9 protein-coding genes are annotated in these 11942 nt (G+C 45.5%); 6 read left to right on the forward strand and 3 right to left on the reverse strand.

Annotation, left to right across the window (positions count from 1 at the left end):
• Window positions 1-69: 69 nt before the first annotated feature.
• Window positions 70-1371: an extracellular solute-binding protein gene (locus H9630_RS14045; RefSeq protein ID WP_191716124.1), complete on the reverse strand. Its 1302-nt coding sequence runs from the start codon at window positions 1369-1371 to the stop codon at window positions 70-72.
• Between the two features lie 317 nt (window positions 1372-1688).
• Here H9630_RS14045 and H9630_RS14050 point away from each other — a divergent pair, with 317 nt between their 5' ends.
• Complete coding sequence (locus H9630_RS14050; RefSeq protein WP_191716125.1) at window positions 1689-2897, forward strand: ROK family protein; 1209 nt, start codon at window positions 1689-1691, stop codon at window positions 2895-2897.
• A 390-nt stretch (window positions 2898-3287) separates the two neighbouring features.
• On the forward strand, window positions 3288-4901 hold the full coding sequence (locus H9630_RS14055; RefSeq protein WP_191716126.1) for a glycoside hydrolase family 43 protein: 1614 nt from the start codon (window positions 3288-3290) through the stop codon (window positions 4899-4901).
• A 50-nt stretch (window positions 4902-4951) separates the two neighbouring features.
• Here the strand turns inward: H9630_RS14055 and H9630_RS14060 are convergent, their stop codons facing one another.
• Window positions 4952-6010, reverse strand: coding sequence for an AbrB family transcriptional regulator (locus tag H9630_RS14060; RefSeq protein WP_225218573.1), 1059 nt, complete (start codon window positions 6008-6010; stop codon window positions 4952-4954).
• A gap of 285 nt (window positions 6011-6295) precedes the next feature.
• On the opposite strand from H9630_RS14060, the gene ade reads away from it, so the two are divergent.
• Window positions 6296-8023: an adenine deaminase gene (ade, locus tag H9630_RS14065; RefSeq protein WP_191716127.1), complete on the forward strand. Its 1728-nt coding sequence runs from the start codon at window positions 6296-6298 to the stop codon at window positions 8021-8023.
• A 64-nt stretch (window positions 8024-8087) separates the two neighbouring features.
• On the opposite strand, the gene H9630_RS14070 is transcribed toward ade, so the two are convergent.
• Window positions 8088-8981: a sulfurtransferase gene (locus H9630_RS14070; protein ID WP_191716128.1), complete on the reverse strand. Its 894-nt coding sequence runs from the start codon at window positions 8979-8981 to the stop codon at window positions 8088-8090.
• A 188-nt stretch (window positions 8982-9169) separates the two neighbouring features.
• Between H9630_RS14070 and cysK the strand changes: the two genes are divergently transcribed.
• From cysK to H9630_RS14085, 3 genes are all read left to right on the forward strand, one after another.
• Entirely contained in the window at window positions 9170-10090 is a 921-nt protein-coding gene (gene cysK / locus H9630_RS14075) for a cysteine synthase A (protein ID WP_191716129.1), read from the forward strand.
• 259 nt (window positions 10091-10349) lie between these two features.
• On the forward strand, window positions 10350-11138 hold the full coding sequence (locus H9630_RS14080) for an ABC transporter ATP-binding protein (RefSeq protein ID WP_191716130.1): 789 nt from the start codon (window positions 10350-10352) through the stop codon (window positions 11136-11138).
• Window positions 11122-11877 (forward strand): ABC transporter permease, encoded by a 756-nt coding sequence (locus H9630_RS14085; protein ID WP_191716131.1) that lies wholly within the window; start codon window positions 11122-11124, stop codon window positions 11875-11877. The genes H9630_RS14080 and H9630_RS14085 overlap by 17 nt, the downstream gene beginning before the upstream one ends.
• The last annotated feature ends 65 nt before the right edge of the window (window positions 11878-11942 follow it).

Consider the following 11942-nt stretch of genomic DNA (forward strand, 5'->3'; position numbering starts at 1 on the left):
ATAGAAGGGGACATTCCACAAGTTAGGATATGTCCCCTCTTTTTAATTAGATTTTTTTAAGAAGCTTTATTACTCTTTCGACAGAGCTTCTTCATGATTTTTAGCGAACTCTTCCGGCGTTATTTCATTGCCGAAAAGGGCTTGAATTGAATCCAGGTGCACTTGAGCAACATCCGGGCTCATCTGAACATCTGCGAACAATGTAATGTTCGTTGCGCCATTCAATTCATCAAGGATATCTACATACATTTCTGGAAGATCTAAAGATCCAGCATCCACTTTAGTAGCAGGAATAACGCCTGCTTTGGTTACTGCTTCTTCTCCCCAGGCTTTAACAAAGTATGAAGCGAAATCTTTTGCTTCTTCTTTTACTTCTGATTCCTCAGCGACAAATAATCCAACTCCAGGTCCACCGACAAAGCTGCTTGTATCGCCTTCTCCATCAACAGTCGGGAAGTTCAGATAGCCGATGGAATCTCTGAATTCCTGTGGCACACTTTCATTGGTTGTGAAGTTAGGAAGATCCCAAGTGGCGATCAAATACATCGGTGTTTGCCCACTCATGAACATGGATTTAGCTTCTTCATCTGCGAGGCCGTTAAAGCCATTGACGAAAGCATCCATATCGACTAGTTCCTGTGTTTTTGCAGCTGCTTCAACCAATGCAGGATCTTCAAAAGATCCGGAACGGTCAATTGCTTTATTCAAAACATCAGCGCCGCCAATTCGGTCAGCCAGGTACATATACCACATCGACCCTGTCCATGAATCACGGTTCCCTAGAGCAATCGGCTGGATTCCAGCATCGTTGAACTCTTTCACTGCCGTCTCAAGTTCTTCGTAGGTTTCAGGAGGCGTAATGCCTTGTTCTTCGAACATTGCTTTATTGTAATACAGCGACACAATGTTCAATTCCAATGGCAATCCGTAAGTTGCGCCATCCATTGCATAAGCTTCTGTGGTTCCTGGTACAAAAGCGTCACTCAAGTCTTCTTCGATTACATCATCCAGTGGCGCAAACATATTCCCGCCAACGTAAGGCTCCAAGAATCCGGCAGCCCAAGTCAAGCCGACATCTGGAAGATCTCCGGACGTAGAGAGAACTCTTAGTTTATCTTTATATTGTTCGTTGCTTAATACTTCAAGATCCACTGAAACCCCTTCATTTTCAGCTTCGTATTCAGCAATAATTTCGTTTACTACATCAAAATGTTTTTTTGAACTGCCTTCAGGCCATAAATGCATGAATTTTATCTCTTTTTCAGCCGATCCCGATGATCCCCCTGCTTCTTCAGAATCTGAACAACCAGCCAATAACATTGATAAAGCTAAAGCAGACGATAGAAGTGTAAGCGTTTTCTTCTTCCCCATATTTCTCTCCCCCTTGCAAATTTTGTTATTACAACAATTTTCAGATTGTTGTATGCGGTTTCATTGTAGCAAAATTATTTTTGTTAGTCTAGTGGCTAAACAAAGTTTTATTTTCATGATAAACTACAGGCGAGAGTAAGCTTTTTCACATTAATTAAAGAAATCACGTTACAATGTTAGTAGAAATAGTTAAAACTTATAATTCCATTCCCGTGTTCAATTGTTGATTTTTATTGTGCCGCTCTGAAGAAGTAGCCGTCAACGCGATTGGGGAATATCGTCATGTTAAAAAAATTGCGCAGAAGGAGTTGATGGCCATGAATCCTAGAGTAAATAAAACCTGGAATCATCATGTAGTCAAAGAAGGCAACAAATCCCTTGTACTGAAAAAAATTATCAACCACTCACCTATTTCCAGAGCAGCAGTGGCCCAGGAAGTCGGGTTGAATAAAGGGACAGTGTCTTCCTTAGTAAATGATCTTCTGGAAGACCATTTGATTTGTGAATCCGGTCCAGGCAAATCCAGTGGCGGAAGGCGTCCTGTCATGCTGCTTTTCAATGAAAAAGCTGGCTACTCTATCGGGATTGATATCGGAGTCAATTACCTGCTGGGCGTTTTGACAGATTTGAGCGGCACGATTTGCCATGAAAAAGAAGTCACTTTTAAAAATCTTTCATATGAAGAAATTGAAAACCAACTTTTCAATACGATCGATTACTTGATGGCTTCCGCTCCTGAGAGCCCTCACGGAATTGTCGGAATTGGTGTCGGGGTGCCGGGAATCGTCGATAATCATGGCGAAATTCTGCTTGCTCCAAACCTTAAGTGGAAGAACCTGAATTTGAAGCTGATCCTGGAAAACAAGTATCAACTGCCGGTCATTATCGAAAATGAAGCAAATGCTGGCGCATACGGGGAAAAGAAATACGGGGCAGGGAAAGATTCCGAGCATATCATTTATGTAAGCGCAGGAATTGGCATAGGTGTCGGGCTAATCTTGAATGGATCATTGTATAAAGGCTCAAACGGCTTTTCAGGCGAACTTGGGCATATGACGATTCAAGTAAATGGCCCTACCTGCCGTTGCGGAAATAAAGGATGCTGGGAATTGTATGCTTCTGAACAGGCGTTGTTGACAGCTGCAGAAAAAATGCAGTTGACTCTTCCAACAAAGAAAGAATTAGAGCTGAGTGACCTATTGAGCCTTGCCGAACAAGGCGATCCAAAAGTAATTGCTTTGTTCGAACAAGCAGGTGATTTTCTTGGAGTCGGCATCAATAATATCATCAACAGCTTTAACCCCCAGCAAGTGATTATCGGCAACCGAATGGCTTCTTCTTACAAATGGCTCAATAAGACATTGACTGAGCGAGTGTCCAATCAGGCTCTGTGGTTCCAACAGAATGATTTGACTATCTGTTTTTCTGAATTGAGTACGTTTTCCAGCGCATTAGGGGCCTCCGCGTTTTCTATCGAGAACTTCCTCAGTGTCAGTATTCAGCAGAAAATTAGCATGAACGTTTAAGAATGCACACCCGAGTTGTTGGTTATGGGGCTGTCCCAAAAGGTCATGAAAAATGACTTTTGGTGACAGCCCTTTTGTCGTTCCCGAAAGACCCGGCAGATGTCCATTGCGGCGGACGCGTTCCGCGGGCACGGCTTCTGCCGCTTCCATTCCCATCAGCCAGCTGTTCTCAGAAAACGTATTCCCCCATCAAATAACAGCGGGAGAAAAAGGCTTTCTTTCTCTCCGGCTGTTTTATTTTTAAAGACTTATAGGGCAGCGCCTTTTATCTTTTTAAGTCAACTTTTCAAATACTTAGTTTACTCAATAGACTAAGTAAGGTATGATCGGATATAAGTTAAATTTAAAAGTTTGTAAGCACTTACATATTTGAATGGAGGATGAAGAAGAATGAGCGTAATCCAAAATCCGATTTTGACCGGTTTCAACCCTGATCCATCAATTTGCCGTGTGGGGGAAGATTATTACATTGCTGTCTCTACATTCGAGTGGTTTCCTGGAGTCGGCATCTATCACTCAAAAGACTTAAAGAACTGGCGTTTGATTTCCCGTCCACTAAATCGCCTAAGCCAATTGAACATGTCCGGAAATCCAAACTCAGGAGGCGTTTGGGCACCTGCTTTATCCTATAGCGACGGCCAGTTTTGGCTAATCTATACGGATGTGAAGGTGACTGAAGGGCAATGGAAAGACTGCCATAATTACTTGGTGACCTGTGAAACCATCGATGGCGAATGGTCTGAGCCTTCTTATCTGAACAGTTCTGGATTCGATCCTTCCCTTTTCCACGATGAATCCGGAAAAAAATATTTCGTCAATATGTACTGGGACCATCGCGTTGGACACCATGCTTTTTACGGCATTGTCCTGCAGGAATTCGATCCTGCAACGCGCAAGCTCGTCGGCGATTCCAAAATCATCTTTAAAGGCACGGATATCAAGCTGACCGAAGCGCCTCACCTTTATAAGATCGGTGACTATTATTATTTGCTGACTGCAGAAGGCGGAACAAAATACGATCATCAGGCAACCATTGCCCGCTCGCGTCAAATCGACGGCCCTTATGAGGTACATCCGGAAAATCCATTGATTACTTCTTGGCCATATCCAAGAAATCCTCTTCAAAAAGCCGGGCACGCCTCCATGGTCCAAACACATACAGATGAATGGTTTCTCGTCCACTTAACCGGACGGCCCTTACCGCAGGACGGCCAGGCTTTATTGGATCCGCGAGGCTTTTGTCCGCTTGGCAGAGAAACGGCCATCCAGCGTCTGGAATGGAAAAATGATTGGCCCTACGTTGTCGGCGGCAACCAACCCGCTGCTCAAATTGAAGGCCCGGCTATCGAAGAAGTCCCATGGCCTGCAGACTTTCCTGAAAAGGACGACTTCGATTCTGCAGAATTGAACAGCCATTTTCAAACCTTGCGCATTCCGCTTGGTGAAGAAATCGTCTCTTTAACGGACAACCCTGGACACCTTCGCCTGTACGGGCGTGAATCACTGACCTCCAAATTCACGCAGTCCTTTGTAGCAAGACGCTGGCAGCATTTTAATTTCATTGCTGAAACAAAAGTCGCTTTCCAACCAACCACTTTCCAGCAAGGTGCTGGGCTTGTGAACTATTACAATACGGAAAACTGGACAGCATTGCAGATTTCCTGGCACGAAGAAAAAGGGCGGATCCTGGATCTTACGGTATGTGATAATTTTTCATTCGCGCAGCCGCTGCAAGGTGAGGAAATCAGCATCCCTGAACATGTCGAATCAGTCTACATGCGTGTAGAAACAAAAACCAAAACCTATACGTACTCCTATTCTTTTGATGGCGAGAACTGGACGACATTGCCGATCAAATTCGAGTCCGCCAAGCTGTCCGATGATTATATTCAAGGCGGAGGATTTTTCACCGGCGCATTTGTCGGCATGCAATGCCAGGATCTATCCGGTCAGCAACTACCGGCCGATTTCGATTATTTCATTTATAAAGAAACAAACGAATAACCCTATAAAAGGCAGCTCCGGACTCATACGTCCAGGGCTGCCTTTTTGTATCATCCGATATTCTCTTCCGCTACTCTTGCCTGTTTCTTGTTTCGAGCTGCAACTATTTTAACAAACGGTACAATCAATACGGATAAGAACAAAATGCGAAACAGCTGAAACGCCGTCACGATGGTTACATCTGCATGGACCGATGCCGCAATGAGCCCCATCTGGTCAAGGCCGCCTGGTACCACACTTAAGAAGCTGGTTGAAAAACTGAGGCCGTAAAGGTCCTGCAAAAGAAAACTGAGGCCATAAGCAAAAGCGATCAGTACAGCGCTTGAGAAAAACGAATAGAAAATCATGCGCTTCGTCAATTTCAAGTCCTCTTTTTTCAACAAAAGCCCAATATAAATGCCGATAAACAGTTGCGCGATATGGAGCAACGAGCTTGGCATGATTGGCACCGCTATACCTGCCAGATTGAAAAGCATAATCAGAAAAACAGGACCCAACAAAAAAGCTGTCGGTACTTTGACTTTCTGCGCCAAGATTCCTGCGCCGTAACACAGTATAAGCAACCCAAGCAACGCCAGGGAATAATTGCCTTGCCCCGACTGTTCCACATACGCCGGTTCACCGCTAGCCACAATAAACGGTACGATGGCGACGATCATCAAGACACGAAGAATATGATAAAACGTGACGGCCGTCAAATCGATGTCTTTCTGCTCTTCAGCAAAAGTGATGATCTGCGATAAACCACCGGGTACACAGCAAGTCATTGCTGTTGCCTGATCAACTTTTGCCCGCGAAGCCATCAATGCACTGATGAATAGAAACAACAGAAAAAAGGCGATATTGATTAATACCATAGCTCCAAAATAGTCTTTCATTCCCTGTAAAGCTTCTAAAGTGAAAGCAAAACCGATTACATAACCGGCCACTACCAATCCGCCGTTGCGGAAACGGGAATGCCATTCCAGTTTCACCGGCGTCAATAATTGCATCAACAAAACGGCAAACAAAGGGCCCAGTAACCAAGGCATTGGAGCTCCTGCCAGAACAAACACCCCGGCACCGGCTAAACCGATTACAAACGATTTTGCCATTGGGGAAATCATCATCTTGTCATCTTCTTTCTAAAACTTAGCTAATTTCTTTATTATAACTTTTTCAGGCTCCAAGTAAAACCGCTGTACCTTTTCCAGCTAAAAAGCCCTCTTTATGCGAGCTCACTTTTCCCTTCCGCGCTTTGGATGCCTGAGCATATTCTTCCCGCTTTTCGCTAGAGCTTATCACCCATCTCATGTAAAATGAAGCAAAGCTCAACTCTTCATTACTCATTTTCAGCTTGCCCTTTTCATCGCCTGCGCATTCTCCAAAACCACTTTAAAGGAGCTTGAATCCCAGTGAATAAAAAATTATTGAAAAGCCGCATTGATGCTGCCAATAAACAACAAAAAGCTGATTTGGTTATTCGCAATGCTTCCATCGTTAACGTATTCACAAAAAGCCTTACTACGGGTAACGTTGCCATCAGTGGAAATACCATTGTTGGCATCGGAGATTATGAAGGCTTTCAGGAAATCGATGCGGCCGGCAAATTCATTGCCCCTGGTTTGATTGATGCGCATGTCCACATCGAATCTTCGATGGTGACACCGCAGGAATTCTCCAAAATCGTTTTGCCTCACGGCGTTACGACCGTCATTACCGATCCACACGAAATCGCCAATGTCAGCGGAACTGCGGGATTGGATTTCATGCTGAAGGATGCGGAATCGACGCTTCTCGACATCAAATTGATGCTGCCTTCCTGCGTCCCTTCCACTTCCTTTGAAAATGCAGGCGCCAAACTTTCCGCTGAAGACCTGGAGCCTTTCTTGAATCATAAGTCGGTATTGGGATTGGCAGAGGTGATGGATTTCCCCGCTGTCCTTCGTGGAGATGATGCGATGCTGGACAAACTGCTGCTGAGCCGACAAATCGATGGACATGCTGCCGGACTCAGCGAAAATGCCATCAATGTCTACGGAACTGCAGGAATTCTCACAGATCATGAATGTGTCACAAAAGAGGAAATGATCATCCGCCTAGAGCGTGGGATGTATGTCATGCTCCGTGAAGGGTCCGTCGCTAAAAACCTTCACGCTTTGCTTGAAGGTGTAACAGAAAAAAATGCTCATCGCTGCTTGTTTTGCACCGACGACAAACATTTGGATGATTTGATTGAAGAAGGCAGTGTCGATTACAATGTCCGGGTTGCCATCAAACAGGGAATCGATCCGATCACTGCCATTTCGATGGCCACCATCAATGCCGCGCAATGTTTCGGAGTGCGCGGTAAAGGCGCCATCGCTCCCGGTTACGATGCCGATTTTCTATTGCTTGACAGCCTAGAGAATTTGGAGATTGCCTCGGTCTATAAAGGCGGCCAATTAGTAGCGCAGAAAGGCCAGTACGTGGGGCCGGTTCAAGAAAAGACCGATGTATCAGCGGTAAAGGATACCGTTCGCATAGCAGAATTATCCAATGACAGTTTCCAGATTCCAATGGGCAGCAGCTCCAAGGCCCATGTTATCGGCATCAACCCCAACAACCTCATCACCGAGCATTTGATAATTGAAACACCCGTAATAGATGGCTATTTCGTTTCAAATACGGAAAAAGATCTGTTGAAAGTCGCCGTGATAGAACGCCATAAAGCGACTGGCAATATCGGCCTCGGCATTGTCAGCGGGCTGGGCCTAAAAAACGGCGCCATTGCTACTACTGTTGCACACGACTCGCATAACATTATTGCAGTCGGGACAACTGACCAAGACATCAAAGCGGCAGCTGAAGCCCTGCAAAACTTAAAAGGCGGGTTGGTGATCGTGCAGGATGGAAAAGTGTTGGCAAGCCTGCCTCTTGCCATTGCGGGCTTGATGTCTGAAGAATCTTTTGAAATCGTGTATGAACAACTCAAAGCCATCGACGACAGTCTTTTGAAGATTGGCGCCAGTACAGAATTTAATGCCTTTTTAACCTTGTCGTTCCTGTCTTTACCGGTCATTCCACATTTGAAACTGACGGATTGCGGCTTGTTCGACGTCAGCAGCTTCCAGCATATCCGAGTTGCTGTGTCCGAAGGATGAAGGGATTGACATTTTGTGAAATGAAAAAACCCGCGCTGCCTTCAAAGCCAGCGCGGGTTTTCATTCAGTTTCCAGTTACCAGGGGACAGGATGGATCGCTCGCCCATTCATTCATCGATCCGTCGTAGACGGCAACGTTTTTCTGCCCAAGCTTATTCAGCAGCAAAGCATTCCAAGTTGCCGCAATCCCGCCGCCGCAATACGTGATGACTTTTTTATCCGGATCCAAAGCACCAACTTTTTCGAAAGGCTCCCGCAAGATCGAATCCTCATACACTTTTTTCGTTTGCTGGTCGCCATGAATACCGAAGAATACATTGACGCTGCTTGGAATATGCCCTTTTCTAGGATAGGTATCTGTTTCGCCTCTGAAGTCTTCAGGAGACAAACTGTTGATCAAGATGACATTGTCATCATCCATCGCTTGCTGTACATCTTCTTTTGTCGCAATCAATTCCGGACGGCGCTGTCCGGTAAAAACTGCAGGCGAATAATTCCCGGGAACAGCTGTCAACGGACGGCCTTCCTCTTTCCATTTCGGCAATCCGCCATCCAGAATCGCAATATTGTCATAACCTTCATACTGCATCTGCCACGCCAGTCTAGACGCCCAATAAGCGGCCACTACCGGATTTTCCACCAATGCTCCCTGGTCGTAGATGACTGTATATGTCCCGTCCCCTATCCCAAGTTCAGTCATCTTTTTGACAAAATGATCATGTGGAGGTGCCATAAATGGCAGTGATGATTCAGGATCTGACAGTTCATTCAACAAGTCAGCATACACCGCTCCTGGAATGTGTCCTTCATCATAAGAAGCTCTTCCTGACTCAACTGATGGCGGTCCGCCATTTTCAGGAATGTCCATGAACGTCGTTGCATCCACAATACGCAGTTTCGGATCATCCAATCGTTGTTCCAACCAATCTGTACTGACGATTAACGGTATTCTTTCCATTTAGCATTCTCCTCACTTTTAAACCGACCAATCCAATACGATTAACAAAAATGCGTTATACTAGTACAATAAAGTTTGGGTTTAACTTCGTCAACTGAAAAACTTCAGCGCGTACATTCCTTCCTATTCAACAATAGATCCAATGAAAACGCTGTTGATTCCATCATTTTAGAAAGGTTGTTTTCTCTATGAAACCATACAATAATATCATTGAACTGATCGGCGATACGCCGGTTGTAAAATTAAACCGCATTGTGCCCCAAGGTGCGGCTGATGTATACGTAAAACTCGAAATGTTCAATCCATCAAAAAGCGTCAAAGACCGTGCTGCCTTCAACATGATTGAAATGGCTGAAAAAGAAGGCTTGATTGAAGAAGGAGCTACCATCATCGAACCGACCAGCGGCAATACAGGCATCGGCTTGGCAATGGTCGCTGCTGCAAAAGGCTACCGCTCTATTCTGGTCTTGCCGGATAATGCCACAAAAGAACGCATCAATCTATTGAAGGCATTTGGTTCTGAGGTGGTGTTGACCCCTAGCGATGCCAAAATGCCTGGAGCAATCAGCAAAGCACTGGAGCTGCAAAAAGAGATTCCAAACAGCTTTATCCCGCAGCAATTCGAAAATAAAGCCAATCCTGATATCCACCGCACAACAACAGCGATGGAAATCCTCGAGCAGATGGATGGCAAACTGGATGCGTTTGTGGCATCCGCTGGAACTGGCGGCACCATCACAGGCACTGGAGAAACCTTGAAAGAGCATCTTCCGGAGCTGTATATTGCGGTTGTAGAACCAAAAGGATCGCCTGTATTGTCAGGCGGAAAACCCGGCAAGCACCTGCTAGTGGGTACGAGCCCCGGTTTCATTCCTGATATTTTAAACACGGACGTATACGACGAGATTATGGCCATCAACGATGAAGATGCCATTGATATCTTTAAAAGAGTGGCTCGTGAAGAAGGAATTTTCGTTGGCCCTTCTGCCGGTGCTACCATCTACGCTGCCATTGAATTGGCCAAACGCCTCGGCACAGGCAAAAAAGTATTGTGCATCGCTCCTGATACAGGCGAACGGTATTTGAGCATGAATCTGTTCGGCGAATAAAAACACAGACTCTTTTCTTATTTAAACAGGCAGACCTGCAAGTTGGGTCTGCCTGTTTTTTTTGCTCTCAATTTTGGCATGAATCTACGTTATCGAAGAAATGGATGCAACTACTTATCCTTATCCCTATCGCTATATTATTTGAAAAAGTAAAGAAACTGTTTTTTCAGCGTTTTCATCTTGACAATTCCTATCATTCTACTATACTTTAATAATATTATCCGATAGGAAAGGTAGGTTTTATTACCGGTGATCTATTTTGTTTATTGAAGCCAAGCAAATCAATAAAGTTTATTACGATAAAAACAATAAACCGAATACGGTTTTGAAAGATATCGACTTATCGATCCAAAAAGGAGAATTTGTCTCTATCCTCGGACCTTCCGGCTGTGGCAAGTCCACTTTGTTGTCGATGATTGCCGGGCTTGTCAGCTCGACTTCCGGCGATATTATCGTGGATGGCAAAAAAGTCGTCAAGCCAGGAAAAGACCGGGGCATGGTATTTCAGCAAGCCGCCCTTTTCCCATGGATGAATGTAACTGAAAACGTCATGTTTCCTTTGCGCAAGGAAATGTCCAAAAAAGAAGGCTTGGAACGCGCACAGCATTTCTTAAAAATGGTACAGCTCAGCAATTACCCTTCCCACTATCCACACGAGCTTTCCGGAGGGATGCAGCAGCGGGTATCCATTGCCCGTTCGTTAGCCATGGACCCAGCTGTCCTGTTGATGGACGAACCTTTTGGCGCTTTGGATGAACAAACAAGAAGCCGCCTTCATGGTCAGCTCGAAGAAATTTGGATTGATACGAAAAAGACCATCGTCTTTGTCACCCATAGCATTTCCGAATCGATCAAACTGTCGGACCGCATCATCGTCATGGGCACACGGCCCGGCACCATCCTGACTGACATTCGGGTTGATATTCCCCGCCCCCGCGAACAGCATCGGCAGGAAATCGCTGCTTTGGAAGAACAGATTATGGGTCTTTTGAAAACAGAAATCGATAAAGTCATAGATGAGGAGCAAGCATATGAAGCCGGCAGTTAAACGAATCATTTTCTTCGCCGCGCTCATTGTCTTCTGGGAACTGGGTTCCCGCTTTGAACTGTGGCATGAAACCATCCTTCCTTCCCCTATCAGCGTTTACGATTCGCTGGTAGCCGGATTTGCCGATATGACATTGGTCTACGACCTGATTGCGAGTTTCCGCAGATTGTTGATCGGCTTGGCTGCAGCTGTCATTATCGGAACCGGTATCGGTATCCTGCTGGCACGCTCGAAAACAGCAGATGAAACACTTGGAACATTGGTGCTTGCTCTGCAAAGTGTACCAAGTATCGTTTGGCTGCCTCTGGCAATGATGTGGTTCGGCCTTGGCGAAGGTTCCATCATTTTCGTCGTCATCTTGGGCGGAACGTTCGTGATGATTCTGAATGTCCGAACCGGCATCAAGAACGTCGATCCCCTTTTCATCAAAGCCGCACGGACAATGGGGTCGAACGGACTGGACCTTTTTATTAAAGTGATCATTCCCGCTTCCGTTCCTTATTTCGTGACAGGCGCACGCCTTGCCTGGGCTTTCGCCTGGCGGGCATTGATGGCCGGAGAACTTCTCAGTTCCGGTCCCGGACTCGGATATACGCTCCGCTATGCATCCGATTTCGGCAATATGTCACTGGTCATCGGCGTGATGATCATCATTGGTGTCGTCGGCGCGATTGTCGATCTGATGATATTCCAGCGAATCGAGAAAAACGTCCTCAAGCGTTGGGGATTGGAAACATAAACTTATTTAACAGATGTTCACCAGGAAAAGCACTTTCAGCTATTGACCTTACGAATATTCGCCAC

The sequence above is a fragment of the Planococcus wigleyi genome, assembly GCF_014836985.1.
GTDB classification, from domain to species: Bacteria; Bacillota; Bacilli; order Bacillales_A; family Planococcaceae; genus Planococcus; species Planococcus notacanthi.

Bases quoted from the DNA above. Each gene is read 5' to 3' on its own strand.
- cysK (WP_191716129.1), top strand. From the start codon at position 9,170: ATGAAACCATACAATAATATCATTGAACTGATCGGCGATACGCCGGTT.
- H9630_RS14045 (WP_191716124.1), bottom strand. From the start codon at position 1,371: ATGGGGAAGAAGAAAACGCTTACACTTCTATCGTCTGCTTTAGCTTTA.
- H9630_RS14070 (WP_191716128.1), bottom strand. From the start codon at position 8,981: ATGGAAAGAATACCGTTAATCGTCAGTACAGATTGGTTGGAACAACGA.
- H9630_RS14085 (WP_191716131.1), top strand. From the start codon at position 11,122: ATGAAGCCGGCAGTTAAACGAATCATTTTCTTCGCCGCGCTCATTGTC.
- H9630_RS14060 (WP_225218573.1), bottom strand. From the start codon at position 6,010: ATGATGATTTCCCCAATGGCAAAATCGTTTGTAATCGGTTTAGCCGGT.
- H9630_RS14055 (WP_191716126.1), top strand. From the start codon at position 3,288: ATGAGCGTAATCCAAAATCCGATTTTGACCGGTTTCAACCCTGATCCA.
- H9630_RS14050 (WP_191716125.1), top strand. From the start codon at position 1,689: ATGAATCCTAGAGTAAATAAAACCTGGAATCATCATGTAGTCAAAGAA.